The 17,711-nt window shown below is 71.6% G+C and carries 18 protein-coding genes; 9 read left to right on the top strand and 9 right to left on the bottom strand.

Going from position 1 to position 17,711, the window contains the following annotated elements:
• The first annotated feature begins 16 nt into the window (after positions 1-16).
• Together SOM13_RS08335 and SOM13_RS08330 are read left to right on the top strand one after the other, a co-directional pair.
• The gene (locus tag SOM13_RS08335) at positions 17-1,021 is read left to right on the top strand and encodes an ATP-binding cassette domain-containing protein (protein WP_192061356.1); all 1,005 of its coding nucleotides are present in this window, start codon (positions 17-19) and stop codon (positions 1,019-1,021) included.
• Entirely contained in the window at positions 1,018-1,863 is an 846-nt protein-coding gene (locus tag SOM13_RS08330) for an ABC transporter permease (protein ID WP_192061355.1), read from the top strand. The genes SOM13_RS08335 and SOM13_RS08330 overlap by 4 nt, the downstream gene beginning before the upstream one ends.
• Before the next feature lie 28 nt (positions 1,864-1,891).
• Here the strand turns inward: SOM13_RS08330 and SOM13_RS08325 are convergent, their stop codons facing one another.
• Positions 1,892-2,641: a TetR/AcrR family transcriptional regulator gene (locus SOM13_RS08325; RefSeq protein WP_320479411.1), complete on the bottom strand. Its 750-nt coding sequence runs from the start codon at positions 2,639-2,641 to the stop codon at positions 1,892-1,894.
• 77 nt (positions 2,642-2,718) lie between these two features.
• Between SOM13_RS08325 and SOM13_RS08320 the strand changes: the two genes are divergently transcribed.
• Entirely contained in the window at positions 2,719-3,963 is a 1,245-nt protein-coding gene (locus tag SOM13_RS08320; RefSeq protein ID WP_320479410.1) for an MFS transporter, read from the top strand.
• Between the two features lie 24 nt (positions 3,964-3,987).
• On the opposite strand, the gene SOM13_RS08315 is transcribed toward SOM13_RS08320, so the two are convergent.
• The 3 genes from SOM13_RS08315 to SOM13_RS08305 form a co-directional block, all read right to left on the bottom strand.
• Entirely contained in the window at positions 3,988-4,224 is a 237-nt protein-coding gene (locus SOM13_RS08315; protein ID WP_192061352.1) for a hypothetical protein, read from the bottom strand.
• A gap of 42 nt (positions 4,225-4,266) precedes the next feature.
• Positions 4,267-4,473: a DUF2945 domain-containing protein gene (locus SOM13_RS08310; RefSeq protein ID WP_192061351.1), complete on the bottom strand. Its 207-nt coding sequence runs from the start codon at positions 4,471-4,473 to the stop codon at positions 4,267-4,269.
• Between the two features lie 261 nt (positions 4,474-4,734).
• Entirely contained in the window at positions 4,735-5,454 is a 720-nt protein-coding gene (locus SOM13_RS08305; RefSeq protein WP_320479409.1) for a LysR family transcriptional regulator substrate-binding protein, read from the bottom strand.
• Positions 5,455-5,514: 60 nt separating this feature from the next.
• Between SOM13_RS08305 and SOM13_RS08300 the strand changes: the two genes are divergently transcribed.
• From SOM13_RS08300 to SOM13_RS08290, 3 genes are all read left to right on the top strand, one after another.
• Positions 5,515-5,937, top strand: coding sequence for a DUF5997 family protein (locus SOM13_RS08300; protein WP_320479408.1), 423 nt, complete (start codon positions 5,515-5,517; stop codon positions 5,935-5,937).
• A 44-nt stretch (positions 5,938-5,981) separates the two neighbouring features.
• On the top strand, positions 5,982-6,884 hold the full coding sequence (ypfJ, locus tag SOM13_RS08295; protein ID WP_320479407.1) for a KPN_02809 family neutral zinc metallopeptidase: 903 nt from the start codon (positions 5,982-5,984) through the stop codon (positions 6,882-6,884).
• 219 nt (positions 6,885-7,103) lie between these two features.
• Positions 7,104-8,105: an NADP-dependent oxidoreductase gene (locus SOM13_RS08290; RefSeq protein ID WP_243216526.1), complete on the top strand. Its 1,002-nt coding sequence runs from the start codon at positions 7,104-7,106 to the stop codon at positions 8,103-8,105.
• Positions 8,106-8,596: 491 nt separating this feature from the next.
• On the opposite strand, the gene SOM13_RS08285 is transcribed toward SOM13_RS08290, so the two are convergent.
• Positions 8,597-9,520 carry a carbohydrate kinase family protein gene (locus SOM13_RS08285; RefSeq protein WP_320479406.1) on the bottom strand — a complete coding sequence of 308 codons (924 nt, stop codon included), beginning with the start codon at positions 9,518-9,520 and terminating at the stop codon, positions 8,597-8,599.
• Positions 9,521-9,632: 112 nt separating this feature from the next.
• On the opposite strand from SOM13_RS08285, the gene SOM13_RS08280 reads away from it, so the two are divergent.
• Positions 9,633-10,574: an ROK family protein gene (locus SOM13_RS08280; RefSeq protein ID WP_320479405.1), complete on the top strand. Its 942-nt coding sequence runs from the start codon at positions 9,633-9,635 to the stop codon at positions 10,572-10,574.
• A gap of 231 nt (positions 10,575-10,805) precedes the next feature.
• Entirely contained in the window at positions 10,806-11,849 is a 1,044-nt protein-coding gene (locus tag SOM13_RS08275; RefSeq protein ID WP_243216540.1) for an NAD(P)-dependent alcohol dehydrogenase, read from the top strand.
• Between the two features lie 332 nt (positions 11,850-12,181).
• Here the strand turns inward: SOM13_RS08275 and SOM13_RS08270 are convergent, their stop codons facing one another.
• The 3 genes from SOM13_RS08270 to SOM13_RS08260 form a co-directional block, all read right to left on the bottom strand.
• Positions 12,182-12,700 carry a MarR family winged helix-turn-helix transcriptional regulator gene (locus SOM13_RS08270; RefSeq protein ID WP_192061343.1) on the bottom strand — a complete coding sequence of 173 codons (519 nt, stop codon included), beginning with the start codon at positions 12,698-12,700 and terminating at the stop codon, positions 12,182-12,184.
• Positions 12,681-14,606: an MDR family MFS transporter gene (locus SOM13_RS08265; protein ID WP_320479404.1), complete on the bottom strand. Its 1,926-nt coding sequence runs from the start codon at positions 14,604-14,606 to the stop codon at positions 12,681-12,683. The genes SOM13_RS08270 and SOM13_RS08265 overlap by 20 nt, the downstream gene beginning before the upstream one ends.
• Before the next feature lie 284 nt (positions 14,607-14,890).
• Positions 14,891-16,024: an AI-2E family transporter gene (locus SOM13_RS08260; RefSeq protein ID WP_192061342.1), complete on the bottom strand. Its 1,134-nt coding sequence runs from the start codon at positions 16,022-16,024 to the stop codon at positions 14,891-14,893.
• Between the two features lie 117 nt (positions 16,025-16,141).
• On the opposite strand from SOM13_RS08260, the gene SOM13_RS08255 reads away from it, so the two are divergent.
• Entirely contained in the window at positions 16,142-16,684 is a 543-nt protein-coding gene (locus SOM13_RS08255; RefSeq protein WP_320477516.1) for a metallophosphoesterase, read from the top strand.
• Positions 16,685-16,703: 19 nt separating this feature from the next.
• Here SOM13_RS08255 and SOM13_RS08250 read toward each other — a convergent pair whose 3' ends face one another.
• On the bottom strand, positions 16,704-17,693 hold the full coding sequence (locus SOM13_RS08250) for a DsbA family protein (RefSeq protein ID WP_320479403.1): 990 nt from the start codon (positions 17,691-17,693) through the stop codon (positions 16,704-16,706).
• Positions 17,694-17,711 lie beyond the last annotated feature (18 nt).

The following is a 17,711-nucleotide window of genomic DNA, read 5'->3' as shown; positions in this document are numbered from 1 at the left end:
GGAGAACGGATCGACGATGGCCATGATCGAAGCACGGGGCCTCACCAAGACCTACCGGTCGAAGTCCGGTCCCGTCCACGCCCTGAACGGGCTCGACCTCACCGTGCCCGAGGGCACCGTGAAGGCGCTGCTCGGGCCGAACGGCGCCGGCAAGACGACGGTCGTCAAGATGCTCACCACGCTCGAGCGCCCCGACACGGGCACCGCGACCATCGCCGGTCTCGACGTCGTCGCCGACGCGCAGGCCGTGCGGCGCTCGATCGGCGTCTCGGGCCAGTACGCCGCAGTCGACGAGAACCTGACCGGCTTCGAGAACCTCGACATGATCGGGCGGCTCTACCACCTCGGCGCGAAGGTCTCCCGCGAGCGCGCTCGCGAGCTCATCGACGTGTTCGACCTCTCCGCCGCCGGTGATCGACCGGTCAAGGGCTTCTCCGGCGGCATGCGCCGTCGCATCGACCTCGCCGGCGCCCTCGTCACGAACCCGCGCGTGCTCTTCCTCGACGAGCCCACCACGGGTCTCGACCCGCGCAGCCGGCTGGCCCTCTGGGACATCATCACCAGCCTGGTCGACGGCGGCACGACGGTGCTGCTCACCACGCAGTACCTCGAGGAGGCCGACCGCCTCGCCGACGACATCTCGGTGATCGACGGCGGCGCCGTCATCGCCGAGGGCACGTCCGATCAGCTCAAGGCCCAGGTGGGCGGTCATCGACTCGTCGTGGCGCTGGTCGACGAGACCCGATCGGCCCAGGCCGTCGAGGTCCTCCGCCGGCACGGCGACAACGAGCCGACGATCGACGCCGACGGCCGTCAGCTCGAGGTCGCCGTCACCGACGGGCCGACCGCGCTGCAACGCACCCTCGCCGACCTCGGCGCGGCCGGCATCGAGCTGCACGACGCCGGCATGCGGCGCCCCACCCTCGACGACGTCTTCCTGCAGCTGACCGGCCACCGCACCGGCGCCGACGACGACGCCGCCGGCACCGACGCCCCGAGCGAGAAGAAGGCCCGCGCATGACCACCACGACCGCGCTCGCGCAGACCCTCGAGCCCGCCACCGACACGGGTCTCTCGACCTGGGCGTCCGACGGCTGGGCCGTCACCAAGCGCAACCTGATCAAGGTGCGTCGCTCGCCCGACATGCTGATCTTCGCCGTGCTGCAGCCCATCATGTTCGTCCTGCTGTTCAGTCAGGTCTACGGCGGAGCGATCGCCGTCGAGGGCACCGACTACACGCAGTTCCTGATGGCGGGCATCTTCGCGCAGACCGTCGTGTTCGGCTCGACATTCTCGGGGGCCGCCATGGCGCAAGACCTGAAAGAGGGGATCATCGACCGGTTCCGCACCCTGCCGATGAGCCCCTCCGCCGTGTTGATCGGCCGCACCAACAGCGACCTCGCGCTCAACACGATCTCGATGGTCATCATGATGCTGACCGGTCTCGCCGTCGGGTGGCGGGTGAACGCGTCACCGGCGTCGTTCCTCGGCGGCGTCGCCCTGCTGCTGCTCTTCAGCTACTCGTTCAGCTGGGTCATGGCCCTGCTCGGCATGAGCGTGAAGACCCCCGAGACGATCAACAACGCCTCGTTCATGATCCTGTTCCCGCTCACGTTCGTCTCGAACGCGTTCGTGCCGAGCGACACGCTGCCGACGGTCCTCCGGGTCTTCGCCGAGTGGAACCCGGTCTCGTCGCTCGTGCAGGCGGCGCGCACGTCGTTCGGCAACCTCGGCGACACCCCGGTGCCCGACATCTGGACGATGCAGCACCCCTACGCGACCGTGCTGATCGGCATCACCGTGATGCTCGTGGTGTTCGTGCCCCTCTGCATCCGCAAGTTCCAGCGCATCAGCGCGAAGTGACCCGGGGCGACGCCGGAGGGCGGGTCGGTCACCGCCGGCGCCGTGCCTCCTCGCGGACCGCCTCGTCGAGCTCCGACGTCGGAACGGTCAGCACGCTGCCGATCACGAGCCGCATCAGGTCGGCGACGTGCACGGCGTCGCGTTCGTAGAGCCACTGCAGCTGCAGGCCGTCCTGGACGGCGAGCACGACCCGCGCCGCCGCGGTCGCCGTGTAGCCGGGCCGCAGCCAGCCGCGGTCGGCGGCCACCGAGAGGTACGCCGTCGTCGAGCGGATGATGCGGTCGTAATAGTCGCGGTAGTACTCGTGCGCCGGGTGCTCGCTCGAGACGGCCTCGGCCGACGCCGTGATGAACAGCGAGATGACGACCGGCACGTCGACGTTGTACTCGGCCAGCTCGACGAGCTCGTCGACCCGCATGCCGCCGTCGTCGTCGAAGTGCCGCCGCAGGCGCTCGTCACGCCGACGCAGCACCGCCATCAGCAGTTCGTCCTTCGTCGGGAAGTAGTGCATCAGCGACTGGTGCGACACCCCGCACTGCCGCGCGATCTCCCGCAGCGACGCCCCGTGGAACCCCACCTGGCCGAAGACGGGCAGCGCGGCGTCGAGGATCGCCTCGCGCTTGGCGATGCCCTTGCGGTAGCGACCCGGCTCGCGGACGTCCGCCACCGCGGGGCCGGCCGCGGGGCTGGCCGCGGGGCCGACCTCCGGGCCCGCCGCGGGATCGACCGCGGGTTCGGAACCCGGGTCGGCGGAGGGGGCGGGGGCGGAGGCGTCCATCGGGGCCAGCCTAAATCGTCGTCCGGCCGTGTGACACCGGGCGGGTGCACCCGCCCGCACCGGCATAGAGTCGAGCGATGCCCTGGTCGCTGCTGACGGTCCCCGCCTTCCGGGCCCTGTGGCTCGGTCGTCTCGTGTCGTGGACGGGCAGCGGATTCGCCCCCATCGCGATCGTCTTCGCGGCGATCGACCTGGGGGCCGGCCCCGTCGACCTCGGCCTCGTCGTGGCGGCGCGATCGGTGCCGAACATCGCGCTGCTGCTCTTCGGCGGAGCCCTCGCCGATCGACTCTCGAAGCGCCTCGTCGCCGTCGTCTCGTCGTTCGTCTCGGCCGGCTCCCTGCTGATCGCGGCCCTCCTGATGCTCACCGAGACCGAGACCCTGACCACCCTCGCCGTGATCGGGGCCGTCAACGGCGCCTCCGCCGCCTTCTTCGGACCGGCCACCGGCGCACTCGTGAGAGACACGGTGCGCGACGCACGGATCGGCGACGCGACCGTGCTCATGCGGGTCGGCACCAACGTCGGGCTCGTCGTCGGCCTCGCGGTCGGCGGTGCCGTGGTCGCCACCCTCGGCTCGGGTCTCGCCCTGGCGCTCGGCGGTGCGGTCTTCGCGGTGGCGGGCGTCGTGTTCGTGGGGCTGCCGGCCGACTCGGCCCGCGCCTCCGGGGGGACGACCGTCCTGGCCGATCTCGGCAGCGGACTCGGGTTCGTCTGGCGCACCCGGTGGCTCGGCGCCGCCGCGGCGCTCGCGTTCGTGTTCCAGTTCGCCTTCGGGGGCGGGATCCACGTTCTCGGCCCCCTGGTCGCCGACGACGCCTTCGGGCGCCTCCTCTGGGGCTTCGCCGGCGCCGTGCAGACCCTCGGGCTGATCGTCGGAGCGTTCTGGGCCGGCTCGCTGCGCGGCCGGGTGCGACTGTGGGCCGCCTGCCTCGGTGCGGCGGCGCTCGCGATCCCGCTGGTGCTGCTCGCCTTGACGGTGACCACCGACCCGGTCGCCTTCGACCCGCTGCACTGGTTCTTCTGGATCAGCGTCGGGCTCTTCGTCGCGAGCATCGGACTCGAGGTGTTCACCGTGCCGCTCGACATCGCGGTGCAGCGGCAGGTGCCCGGTCTCTACCGCGGGCGGGTGATCTCGGCCGTCACGGTCGCGTCGCTGGCGGGGATGCCGGTCGGCGAGATCGCGGTCGGTCCGCTCGCCGAGCTGGTCGGCACGTCGACCGCGCTGATCGCCCTGGCCGTGCTGGTCGTCACCGTCGCGACGGCCGTGGCGGTGCACCCCCGCGTGCACCGCGTCGACGCCCCGGAGGCGCGGGTCGCCTGACCGCGCACCCCCGGGAGGCGCGGGTCAGCTGTAGTCGCCGCGCTCGATGGCCTCGGCGTACTTGCGCACGTCCGGGCCGGGCTCGTAGTCGATGAAGCGGTCCTTGACCGCGTCGTTGATCGCCTTGTACGACTCCTCCCACGACTCGCCCGAGTGAGCGGCCGCGGCATCGCGGACGGCCTCCTGCAGGACGCGGTCGGAGTCGGTCAGGATCTTGTCGCGCGCTTCGTCGTTCCAGCGCACATCGGTCAGGTCGGCCATGCTGTCTCCTTGGGTCGAGGGTGTCGCGGGTGCAGGGTGGGGCTACTTCTTCTTACTCAGGGCGGACTCCTTGTGGGCCGCCTTCGAGCCGCTCTTGTCGCTCTCGACGACGAAGTAGGGCTCGTCGTCGGAGGCCTTGAACTTCTGCCCGTCGAGCTGGAACTCCTCGACGCGCTTCTCCACGACCGTGCCGTGGGTCTCGCCCTGCGGGGTGTTCCAGGTGACGTGGTCTCCCTTGCTGAACGTCATCGCGCCTCCTTCGTCTGCGCCGGCCGCCGTCGGCCGGTCGTCGATGCGATCGTGGCGTGGACGCTACGCCGCGGCGGCCCGCAGGCCGCTCAGCCCGGAGGGGTAGGGGTTCCGGGGGCGGTCCTGTACCCCACGCGTGTACCCCTCGTCGCGTCCGGACGGTGCGAGGCGGGGGCGTCGGGGCGGCTGCGGCTCAGCCGCCGCGTCGGGGGCTGCGGCTCAGCGGCTGCGGCTCGACGGCTCCGGCCCAGCGACCGAGGCTCAGCGGCCGCGTCGGGGGCGGCTGCGCCCGGTGCCGCGCTGCGGTCCGCGGCCCTGCGGCGGCGTCCGCTTCGGCTTGGCGCCGCGAGGGTCGGCAGCCGACCCCTTCTTGGCCGGGGCCGCCTGCTCGGGCTCGTCGCGCCTCCTCGACCGGCTGCTGCGCGCGGTGCGCCCGCGGACGACGCCGATGAAGTCGTCGGTGTCGTCGTCGCTGCGGTCGACGAGCCAGACCAGCGCGACGACGGTGGGCTCGAGATTCGAGACGAAGCGGTAGGTCAGGCCGCTGCGCGAGTACAGCCGTGCGATCGACTGCGGCACGACCGCGACGCCGGCGCCGGTCGCCGCGACGTCGACGGCCTGGGCGTCGGTCAGCGTCGGATCGAGGTCGTGACGGGTCTCGCCCTCGAGGTCGGCGGCGGTCAGCTCGTGCTCGATGCCGAGCGTGGCCAGCGGGTGGTCTTTCGAGACGACGGCCACCGCGCGCTCGTCGTAGAGACGGATGACCGAGTGGTCGTCGTCGGTGGCGAGGGGCAGCCGCGCGAGCAGCATGTCGACGGCGGCGTCGCCGTGCAGGGCGTCGAGGGCGCTCGAGGCGTCGATCTCGACGACGTCGAGGGGCAGGTCGGCCCGGCGCTCCTCCCACAGGCGCGACCACTTCGACAGCGTGACGCCGGGGACGAACCCGATGCGGAAGGAGGCGCGGGTCGGCTCGGTCGTCATCGCCCCAGGGTACCGGGGTGCGCGCTCGTGCCGACCCGCGCCTCCCGGTACCCTTGCGGCATGACTCAGAAGACCCCGCAGACGCTCAAGCCCTTCACTGCCGCGAAGAAGCTCGGGGTGCACCTGCCGGCCACGCCCGAGTCGTTCCAGAACACGCCCGTCACCCGCGAGGAGTTCGCCGAGCTCACCGCGAACCCGCCCGAGTGGCTTGCCGAGCTGCGCCGCACCGGCCCGCACCCCCGCCCCGTCGTCGCGCAGAAGCTCGGCGTCACGATCTCGGGTCTCGCGCGCGCCGGCGTCGACGACGCGCTCACCACCGACGAGATCCACGACCTGCTGAAGGAGATGCCCGCCTGGCTGGTCACCGAGCGCGCGAACCTGGCCGAGGTGCGCGAGGAGGAGCAGCGCGTGAAAGACCGCGACGCCGGTCGCGCGCTGCTCCGCGCCGAGCGCGAGCGGGCCGAGGGCACCGACCAGGCCTGACCTCGACGGGCCGCGGCCCCCGCGACCCGCGTAGTTTCTGACGCATGTCTTTCAACGACGATGCGCGCATCGACAGCAGCAAGGTCCGACGGCGCGGCCGGGGTCGCACCACCGGCATCGCGGCCGGCGGGACGGGCGTCGTGGCGATCATCGTCGTCGCCCTGATCAACCAGTTCACCGGGGTGAACCTCAGCGGGCTGCTCGACGGCACGTCGACCGGCTCGGGTTCGCCCGATCAGATCGCGGCGGCTCCGCTCGAGGGCTGCGAGACGGGCGCCGACGCCAACGCGAGCATCGACTGCCGCATGGCCGGCGCGGCGGACTCGCTCGACACGTACTGGTCGACGGAGGCCGCGCAGCTCGGTGTCGGCGAGTACGTCACGCCCGACTTCTTCCTGTTCACGGCGGCCGTCGACACCGGCTGCGGCAGCGCGACGAGCGCCACCGGCCCGTTCTACTGCCCGCCCGACCAGGCGCTCTACGTCGACACCGACTTCTTCGACCAGCTGCGCGAGCAGTACGGGGCGAGCGCCGGTCCGCTCGCGCAGATGTACGTCGTCGGGCACGAGTGGGGCCACCACATCCAGCAGCTGACCGGCGCCTTCGACCGCGCCGACCGCAGTGCGACGGGGCCCGGCTCGGACACCATCCGCCTCGAGGTGCAGGCCGACTGCTACGCGGGGGCCTGGGTCGGTGCGGCGACGACGGTCGCGGACGACGCCGGCACGACGTTCCTCGAACCGGTGACCGACGCGCAGATCGCCGACGCGCTCGACGCCGCGGCGGCGGTGGGCGACGACCGCATCCAGGAGGCGTCGGGCGGCCGCGTCGACTCCGACACCTGGACCCACGGCTCGGCCGAACAGCGCCAGAGGTGGTTCGACACGGGTCGCGCCGGCGGCGCGGGGGCCTGCGACACGTTCGCCGTGCCGACCGAGCGGCTCTAGCGGGACCCGTCGGAGTGGTGAGCGGACCCGGCAGCCCGCACCGCGCCTCCTCGGAGTGGTGAGCCCCGCCCCGTCGGAGTGGTGAGCCGACCCGGCGGCCCGCACCGCGCCTCCTCGGCTGCTCGCCTGACGACCTCGACGGCCCGACGACCTCGGACGGGGGCGTGCGCACCGCCGCGAGGAGGCGCACAATCAGGCAACGCCACAAGGAGGTCGGTCATGAGTCGCACCGGAAGAGCCGTCGAGTTCGAACGCTACGGAGACGTCGACGAGCTGCACTTCGTCACCCAGGAGCTGCCCGTCCCCGCCGACGACGAGGTCGTCGTCGAGGTCGTCTGCGCCGGCCTGAACCACATCGAGAACTTCATCCGCAAGGGCGACTTCATCGACCGGCTGCCGCTCGAGTTCCCGGCCCGTCAGGGGTCGTGCTTCGCCGGCATCATCAAGAAGCGCGGGTCGGCCGTTCGCGACTTCGCGGTCGGGGCCGAGGTGATCGGTCACGCGATCGAAGGCGGAGCGCACGCCACCTACGTGACCGTCCCCGCCTCGTCGATCGTGAAGAAGCCGTCGAACGTCGGGTGGGAGGTCGCCGGCGGGCTCTATCTCGCCGGGGTGACGGCGTACGACGTGGTCCGCTCGCTGCACCTCGGGCCGGGCGACATCGTGGTCATCACCGCGGCGGCCGGCGGGGTGGGTCACATCGAGTGCCAGCTCGCCCTCGCGGCGGGGGCGAAGGTGATCGGCACCTGCAGCCCGCCGAACCACGACTACCTGCGCTCGATCGGCGTCACGCCCATCACGTACGGCGAGGGTCTGCAGCAGCGCATCGAGGAGGCCGCGAAGCGCCCCATCACCGCGTTCATCGACAACTTCGGCGGCGACAACCCCGAGCTGGCGACGAGCCTCGGAGTGAAGGAGGCGCGGTTCAGCTCGAGCGAGCACCGTCTCGACCTCGAGATGCACTACATCCGGCCCGAGCGAGACGACACCGAGCCCGCCATGGTGCTCGCCGCCCTCGCGAAGCTGATCGCCGAGAACAAGGTGCGGGTGCTCATCTCGGGCTTCTACCCGTTCGACTACATCACGCAGGCGTTCGACGATCTCGCCGAGCATCACTCGCGGGGCAAGGTCGTCGTCGGCATGCAGCCCGTCGAGACCGGCGTGCGCTCGCACTGGTACCTGTCGGGCAAGGCGCGCAGCACGCACGAGGCCAGCGCCTGACGCGGGCCGCGCCGGTGCGCCGGTGTGCGCGCAGCGCGCCGCGCCCCGCGCCCCGCGCCCCATCGAAGTGACGCAACAAGGCCCCCGCGTACGCCGCAACGCCCCCTTCGCGTCACATCGATTTCCGAGGGGGTGCGGCTCACCCAACGCTGCAGCGCGCACCGCATCCAAGTGACGCATCGGGGGCCCTCCGCGCACCGCAAGCGCCCCTTCGAGTCACATCGATCGCCGAGGAGGCGCGGAACGGAGCAGCGCGCGGCACCGCACCGCACCGCACCGCACCGCACCGCACCGCACCGAGGTGACGCATAAGGGGTCCTCCCGGCACCGAGAGGCCCCCTTCGGGTCACATCGATCGCCGCGGAGGCGCGGCTCGCGGAACGCAGCAGCGCGCGCCGCACGCGCCGCATCGAGGTGACGCATCCGGGGCCCTACGGCCGCCGCAAGCGCCCCTTCGCGTCACATCGATCGCCGAGGAGGCGCGGGTCGCGTCAGAGGCCCGGCGCGCGGAGCAGCGCCCCGGGCGAGCGCACCGTGGCGGCGGCGATGTCCATCGCGCGTCCGAGCGCGTCGGCCCAGTCCACCGACCCCGGTTCGCGCCGCGCGGAGAGCAGCGACGAGACGATCGCGGCGAAGGTCGCGTCACCCGCGCCCATCGTGTCGACGACCTCGCCGTCAGCGGCAGAGATGCCGCGCCGCAGCTCCGCCCCGCCGGCCAGCAGCAGGCTCGCCCCGTCGGACCCGCGCGTCGCGAGCACTCCCCCGGCACCGGCGGTGAGCAGCGCCTCCTGCCAGTCCGACAGCGGGCCGCCGGTGACGAGCTCCGCGTCGTCGTCGCCGATCTTGACGAGGAGGCACGTCGCGGCCACGCGGGCGAATCCGGCTCCGAACGCGGCGACCTGGGCGTCGCCGCCCGGCAGGAACCCGGGCCGGGGGTTGGGGTCGACCACCAGGCGGCGGGGCGAGTCGCCGGCGACCGCGAGCAGGCGGTCGGTGAGAGCCACGTCGTCGAACGGGTACGAGCTGACGGCGATCAGCGGGGCCGCGTCGAGGGCGGCGAGCTGCTCGGCAGAGAAGTCGAGGCCGCGGGCGACGGCGGCGTCGGTGAACACGTACGACGGCTCGCCGTCGACCCGCAGCGACACGGCCCGACCGGTGCCGAGCGGGTTGACCGTCTCGAGCAGGTCGACCCCGTGCTCGGCGAGGAAGCTCCGGATCGAGCGCCCGTCGGCATCGTCGCCGATGGACGCCAGCAGCGTGGTCGGCACCCCGAGGCGACTGAGACCGACGGCGACGTTGAGACCGGCGCCGCCGACGTGATCGCTCGAGCCCGTCTCGGTGCGCAGCTCGTCGATGAGCGCGTCGCCGATGACGACGACCCTGGCGCCGCGCGGGCGTCCCTCGCTGGTGGTCATGAGGCGCCTCTCGATAGCGGTCCGTCGGGTGCCTCGGCGTCGGGGTCACGAGGCGACACGTCACCCTAGACCGGGCCCGGCCGATGTCGCACCCCGCCGCTACGCTGACGACGTGAGCGAATACGCACTGGCCGTCGACGTCGGCGGCACCAAGGTCGAGGCGGCGCTCGTCGCCGCAGACGGAACCCTCCTCGACGGCAGCCGCGAGCGGCGTCCGACGGGTGCGACATCGACGTCCGACGAGCTGGCCGAGGCCGTCCGCACGGTCGTGGCCCACGCCCTGGCGTCCCTGCCGGGCGACGACGTCCTCGTCGGTGCGGGCATCGGCAGCGCGGGCCCGGTCGATCTCATCGCCGGCACGGTCTCGCCGATCAACCTGCCCGCCTGGCGCGGCTTCCCCCTGCGCGAGCTGGTCGCCTCGCTGGCCGCGGCCACGCTGCCCGACTCGGCCCCGGTCACCCTCCGACTCGACGGCGTCAGCCTCGCCCTCGCCGAGCACTGGGTCGGTGCCACGCAGGGTGTCGACAATGCGCTCGCCATCACCGTCTCCACCGGTGTCGGCGGCGGGCTGATCGTCAACGGCCGTCTCCTGTCCGGAGGCACGGGCAACGCCGGTCACATCGGCCAGATCCAGATCGCCGACCGGCCCGAGGGCGAGAGCGCCTGGGCCGCCACGCTCGAGGTCATCGCATCGGGTCCGAACGTCGTCGCGTGGGCGCAGGCGCAGGGCTGGCAGGGCGAGCGCGGCGAAGACCTGGCCGCCGGCTACGTCGCCGGCGACGAGATCGCGGTCGCCGCCGTCCGCCGATCGGCCAACGCCGTCGGCGAGGCCATCTCGTCGGTCACGACCCTGCTCGACCTCGACGTCGCCGCGATCGGCGGGGGCTTCTCCCGCGTCAGCGACGACTACCTCGACCTGGTGCGCCAGAGCGTCGATGCGGCCCCGGTCAACGACTACGCCCGGCGCGTCCGCGTCGTGCGCTCCGGTCTGAGCGACGAGAGTCCGCTCGTCGGGGCCGCCGCCCTCGTCTGGCAGGCCGACCTGCTCGGCTGACCCGCGCCTCCTCGGCCCGCGCCTCCTCGACCCGCGCCTCCTCGACCCGCGCCTCCTCGACCCCCGATTCTTCGGCCCCCGCCTCCTCGCGAACGCCCCCGATCTGAGAACGGTTCCCGACACGAGCAAGCCCCAGGGAGGCGCGCCTAGGCTCGTATCGTCCCCCACAGCGTCGTCGGAGATCAGCGCGCCCACAGACGCGCGAGTCACTCGCAACCCCGGAGGTAACCCATGACCACCACAGTCCCCGTTCTGCTGACGCCGTCCGCCGGCGCCCCCTTCGAGCACTCGACCGTCGAGCTCCGCGACGTCGGTCCGAACGACGTCCAGATCGACATCGCGTTCGCCGGCATCTGCCACAGCGACATCCACCAGGCCCGCGAAGAGTGGGGCAAGGCGATCTTCCCGATGGTGCCCGGCCACGAGATCGCCGGCATCGTCACCGAGGTCGGCAGCGACGTCACCAAGCACAAGGTCGGCGACCGCGTCGGCATCGGCTGCTTCGTCGACAGCTGCCGCGAGTGCGAGAACTGCCTGGCCGGCGAGCAGCAGTTCTGCGTCAAGGGCAACGTCGCGACCTACAACGGCCGTCAGTACTCGGGCGAGCCCACCTACGGCGGGTACGCCAAGCAGATCGTCGCCGACGAGAACTACGTGCTGTCGATCCCCGAGGGCATCGCGCTCGACGAGGCCGCTCCGCTGCTCTGCGCCGGCATCACCACCTACTCGCCGCTGAAGCACTGGGGCGCGGGCCCCGGCAAGAAGGTCGCGGTCGTCGGCATGGGCGGTCTCGGTCACATGGCCGTCAAGATCGCGCACGCCATGGGCGCCGAGGTCACCGTCATCAGCCAGACGCTGTCGAAGCAGGAGGACGGCCTGAAGCTCGGCGCCGACCACTACTACGCGTCGAGCGACCCCGAGACCTTCGGCAAGCTCAAGAACTCGTTCGACCTGATCATCAACACGATCTCGGCCGACATGGACATCGACGCCTACGCCCGCACCCTGCGTCTCAACGGCACCATGGTGTTCGTCGGTCTGCCCGAGAACCCGCAGTCGTTCCGTGCCGGGTCGCTGATCGGCGGCCGTCGCAGCCTCGCGGGTTCGAACATCGGCGGCATCCCCGAGACTCAGGAGATGCTCGACTTCTGCGCCGAGCACCGCATCGGCGCCGAGATCGAGACGATCGGGGCCGACGAGGTCGACGACGCCTACGAGCGCGTCGTCGCCAGCAAGGTCCGCTACCGCTTCGTGATCGACACGGCCACGATCTAGCACCTGCTCCGACGAAGGCCCCCTCCGCGTGCTGCGGAGGGGGCCTTCGTGGTGTGCGGCCTCCGCCGTCGAGGGTCGACGAGGCGCGGGCCGAGGAGGCGCGGGCCGAGGAGGCGCGGGCCGAGGAGGCGCGGGTCGGGGCCGAGGAGGCGCGGGTCGGGTCGCGCGCGACCCCGGGCGAGTCCGGCGGAAGCGGGCGTCCGTGCCGCACCGCGACCACGACGCGCGCCCGAACACGGTCCAGTCCGGCGCAACCGGGCCTCCGCCGCCGCCCGCCCGCGCCGAACTCGCCCGCTCCGGCGCAGATGCCAGCACCGGCACCGGCGCCTGAGCTACCGGGGCTCGGCGGAGGGCGTGTTGAACCGGCGGAGCCAGCCGGCGAACTCGCCGAGCTCGTCGTCCGTCCAGCCCTCGACGTGGCTGCGGAACACGGCGCGGTTCTCGTGCCGCACCTCGAGCATGCGGGCGTCGGCCCGCTCGGTGCTGCGGAGCATCGACACGCGGCCGTCGCTCGCGTCCGCCACGACGTCGACGAACCCGGCGTCGCGCAGCAGCGCGACCTGGCGGCTGACGGCGCTCTTGTCCATCGCCATCGCCTTGACGATGTCGCCCGCGGTGCACGGCTGGTGCTTCATGACGTAGCGCAGCACGTAGAACGCCGTCGGCGGCACGTCGGGGTCGAACCGCGAGGCCGCGGCTGCGATGGTGCGCTTGGCCTCGACCATCATCGAGCCGATCTCGTCGACCACACCCGCCATCAGCCCCTCGCGACCCTCGTCGTCCGGGCTCGGGAGGCGCGGTGCGCTCGGCACCGCGCCCGCCCGCGTCGCGTCATCGGTCCGCTGCGACATCCTTCTCCTCGACCAGGGACGAGAACACCGGGCTCTCGGCCAGCTCGTCGTCGGACACCGGGTGACCCGCCACCTCGGCGGCACCCGTCGCGATGATCGTATCGATCGTCCCGGTGCGCGTCGTCGTGTGGGCGTGGTGACGCCCCGCGGCCTCGGCCTCGGCCCCTGCCACGGCGTCGGACCCGGCCCTGTTCCCAGCCCCGGCCCCGGCATCGGTCGTGGCGCCGGTCCCGGTCATGACTCCGGCGTCGACCGGGGAGGTCGGAGCACCGGCGGTCGCCGGCCCGCTCGACACCGCAGGCGCCAGACCGGCCGTGGCCGCCGCACCCTTGACCGCAGGCGACGCGTCGTTCCCGTCGACCGGAGCCGCGCCTCCTTCGTCGTCGGACGAGGCCGCTGCGGCGCGCTGGATGCCGCTCTTCGTGCCGAGCTCGACGTTCGGCAGCAGGCAGACGAACACGATCGTGATGATCGCGAGCGGTGCGGCGATCAGGAACACGTCGGCGACGCCCTGCCCGTAGGCGGACTCGACGATCGTGCGGATCGGGCCGGGCAGCGTGCTCAGGTCGGGGATGCTCGAGGCCGAGCCGCCGCCGAGGGCGCTGGGGTCGACGCCGGCGCTGGTCAGGTCGTCGGTGATGTAGCCCGAGACCTTGGTGCCGAGCACGGCGCCCATGACCGAGACGCCGATCGTGCCGCCGAGGCTGCGGAAGAACGCGACGCTCGACGAGGCTGCCCCGACGACGCTCACGTCGACCGAGTTCTGCACGACGAGCACGAGGTTCTGCATCACCATGCCGATGCCGAGACCCATCATCGCCATGAAGACCGAGACGACGAAGAAGTTCGTGTCGTACTCGATGGTCGACATGAGGAACAGACCGGCGGCCAGCAGCACCGACCCCACGATCATGTAGGGCTTCCACTTGCCGTACTTCGAGATGAGCGCACCGGCGACCATCGACGAGATGAGCAGGCCGAGCACCATCGGCAGGGTCAGGATGCCCGCCATGGTCGGCGACTGACCGCGCGCCAGCTGCATGTACTGACCGAGGAACACGCTGGTGCCGAACATCGCGACGCCGACGCTGAGCGAGGCGATGACCGCGAACGTGAAGGTGCGGTTCTTGAAGAGCGTGAGCGGGATGATCGGCTCCTTGGTGCGGAACTCGACGATCACGGCGAGCACGAGCAGCACGGCGGCGCCGACGCCCATCAGCCAGCTGGCGGTCGAGTTCCACTCGAACTGCTTGCCGCCGAGCGACACCCAGACGAGCAGCAGCGAGACGCCGCCGGCGATCAGCCCGGCGCCCCAGTAGTCGACGACGACGGCCTTCTTCGGCTTGGCGGGCAGGTGCAGCGTCTTCTGGATGACGATCAGGGCCGCGATGCCGACGGGCACGCCGACGAAGAAGTTCCAGCGCCAGCCGATGCTGTCGGTCAGCACGCCGCCGAGCAGCGGGCCGCCGATGGTGCCGACGCTCATGACGGCGCCGAGGTAGCCCATGTAGCGGCCGCGCTCACGCGGGCTGATGATGTCGCTCATGACGACCTGCACCAGGGCGGTGAGGCCACCGGCGCCGAGACCCTGGAACACACGGAACGTGATCAGCGTCGCGGTGTTCTGCGAGAAGCCGGCCGCGACCGAGGCGAGCACGAACAGCACCAGGGCGACCTGCAGCAGCACCTTGCGGTTCGTGAGGTCCGAGAACTTGCCCCAGAGCGGGGTGCTCACGGTGGTCGCCAGCAGGGTCGCGGTGATGACCCAGGTGTACGAGGTCTGGCTGCCGTTCAGGTCGCTGACGATGCGCGGCAGCGAGGTCGACACGACGGTCGACGACAGGATCGCGACGAGCATGCCCATCAGCAGACCCGAGAGGGCCGTGAGGACTTCGCGGTGGCTCATGCCGGGCGCTTCGCCCGGTTCGTGCGGTGCCGCGGGCTTCGTGCCCGCGGCGGTCGTGGTCTGCGACAAGGTGCGCTCCGGTGATTCGAGATGGTGGGGACCCGACGCCGATGGCTGGTCCGTTGGTTGCAGAATGTCAACCATACTCGGTGGTTGACGATTCGCAACCATCTATCTGCAGAATCTGCACTTTTTTTCGGCGCGCACACGGGGGCAGACGAAGGAGGCGCGGTGCGAGTCGAACTCGCACCGCGCCTCCTCGGATCGGAAAGGTCGCCAGAGCGCTAGCGGACCTCTTCGCGTCTCTTCTGGCGGAACATCTCGGCGGGTTCGTGCTCGCCGTTCCAGACCTGGGTGATGCCCCAGGCGACGGCCATCAGCGGCACGGCGATGACCGCGCCGACGACGCCGCCGAGGATGGTGCCGGCGGTCAGGGCGACCAGGATGACGAGACCGTGCAGCTGCAGCGTGCGACCCATCAGCACCGGCTGGAGGAAGTTGCCCTCGAGCTGGTTGACGACGACCACGACGACCACGACCCAGATCGCGGCCGGAACGCCGTTGGCGACGAGGGCCACGAGCGCGGCGAGGATGCCGGCCGCCGTGGCCCCGACGAGCGGGATGAACGCGGTGAGGAAGACGACGACCGCCAGGGGCAGCGCCAGGGGCACGCCGATGATCCAGAGGCCGACGCCGATGCCGATCGCGTCAACGGCCGCGACGGTCGCCGTGCCCCGCACGTAGCCGCCGAGGGTCGACACCGTCTTGTCGCCGATGCGACGCGCACGGGCGTACTGCTCGCCGCGGAACGGGCGGAGCATGAACTCCCAGATGGCCGGGCCGTCTTTGAGGAAGAAGAACAGCACGACGATCATCAGCACGAGACCGGTCAGGAAGCTGCCGACGGCCGATGCGCCGGCGAGGGCGCCCGAGCCGAACTGCGCGCTGGTGACGAAGTCGGTGACCGCGTCGATGCCGCCCTGGATCTGGTCGTCCGTGATCGAGAAGGGCAGGGTCGTGATCCAGTTCTGAAGCTGCTCTATGCCCTGCGTCGCCGACTCGACGAGCGAGGCGGCCTGATTCTCGACGGCCCAGACGATCAGCCAGGCGATGAGGCCGAGGATGATGACGACGGCGAAGAGGCAGATGAGGGTCGCCAGCACCGAGGGCACTCGGTGCTTCCGGAGGAACGACACCACCGGCAGCATCGCCGAGGCGAAGATGAGCGCGAGCAGCACCGGCAGGGTCACCAGGCTGAGGCTGAGGAACACGTAGATGAGGGCGGCGGCCACGATGACCACGGCGATGATCTGCACGGCGCGCGTCGCGAGCGCGCCGAAGGCGTCCGCCCAGAGCGAGTGACGCACGGCGGCGTCCTGCCGGGCCACCTCGGTGGCTTGGCTGCGGAAGAGTCCCACGATGTCGTCCTCGTTTCTGGTGGTGCGCTGCGGTCAGGCTGACGAGCCGACAGAGCAAGCCAACCCTGAAACGACGATAACGGGCCGCATCGCCCCGCGCGCCCCTAGCGTGGGGGGATGCCGACCTCCGTGCTCGTCGTGTCCGACACCCATGTGCCGCAGAAGGCCAGGGCCATGCCGTCCGCCGTCTGGGCCGCCGTCGATCGCGCCGACGTCGTGGTGCACGCCGGAGACTGGACCGGCCTGCCGCTGCTCGACGAGTTCGAGACCCGCGCGCGCCTCCTGATCGGGGTCCGCGGCAACAACGACGGCCCCGAGTTCGACGACAGGCTTCCCGAGGTGGTGCGGACCACCGTCGACGGCATCCGCCTCGCGGTCGTCCACGAGACCGGAGCCAAGGAGGCGCGCGAGAGCCGGATGGACCGCCTCTTCCCCGAGACCGACCTCCTGCTCTTCGGCCACAGCCACATCCCATGGGACACGACGACCCCGGCGGGCCTCCGCCTGCTGAACCCGGGGTCGCCCACGGACCGGCGCCGCCAGCCGCACGCCACCTACCTGACGCTCACCCTCGACGCCGGCGCGGTGCGCGACGTCGTGCTGCACGAGCTGCCGGTCAAGCGGCCCGGGGTGCTCCCCCACCCGCGCAGGACGACCTGAGCCGCGGCACCGGCCGCGATCAGCCTGCGGGGGTCGCTGCGGGCGTCGCCGCGGGCGTCTCGCTCTCGGCCGGCTCGGCGGGCGCGCCCGACTCGGTCGGCGTCGGCGTCGGGGTGGCGGTGCTGCTGTCGGCGTAGCTGTTGCCGGCGGCCGTCACGACGAAGTTGCGGAACTCCTCGTTGGTGAACGGCGTGCTCGCCTCGTACTGCTGACCGTTGACCAGCACCAGCGGGGTGCCGGGCAGGGCGTCGACGGTGCTGTTCGGGATCGGGCCGTCGACGGCGCGCTCGGTCGCGTTGGTGACCCACGACGCGAACTCCTCGTCGTCGATGCAGGTCGTGATGCGCGCCGGGTCGACGACGCCCTCGATGCCCGTCGCGATGTCCGACAGCGTCGCGTCGTCGAGACCGCGGGTGCCCTCCTCCGGCTGCTGGTCGAACAGGGCGGTGTTGAAGTCGAAGAACGAGTTCGGCGAGTAGTTCGCCACGCAGGCGGCCGCGTTGGCCGCGCGGTTCGAGTACCGGGTGCCCACCGACGAGTTCGTCAGGATCGCCACCGGGTGGTACTCGACGGTGGCCGCGCCCGAGTCGACGAGGCCGGCGATGTAGTCGTTGTTGGCCTCCTCGAACTGACCGCAGATCGGGCAGAGGTAGTCGAGGTAGACGACGATGTCGACCGTGTCGCTCGCGGCCGTCGTCTCGGAGGGCACCGGGTCGTCGTCGGCGGCGAGCGCCGGGGTGGTCTCGGCGACGAAGTCCTGGCCGATGCGGATGCCGTCGCTGGCCATGTTGGCGGGGCCGGGGCCGGCGGGCTTGATGCTGTTCGTGATGACGACGACGACGATCACGACGACGGCCACGAGCGCGAGCGCGATGCCGCCCTGCAGCAGCAGTCGACCGGTCTTCTGACGACGCTTCTGCTTCTTGCGGGCGAGCTGAGCCTTCTGCCGCGCGGCGGCGCGACGCTGGTTCTTGGTGAGGATCTTGTCGTCCGGGGTGTTGTCAGTCATGGAACGGGTCTCTCCGAT

The organism is Frigoribacterium sp. CFBP9030 (assembly GCF_034045195.1).
Taxonomy (GTDB): Bacteria; Actinomycetota; Actinomycetes; order Actinomycetales; family Microbacteriaceae; genus Frigoribacterium.
The sequence above is the reverse complement of the archived record's forward strand: the minus strand, read 5'-3'. Positions and strand labels throughout refer to the sequence as shown.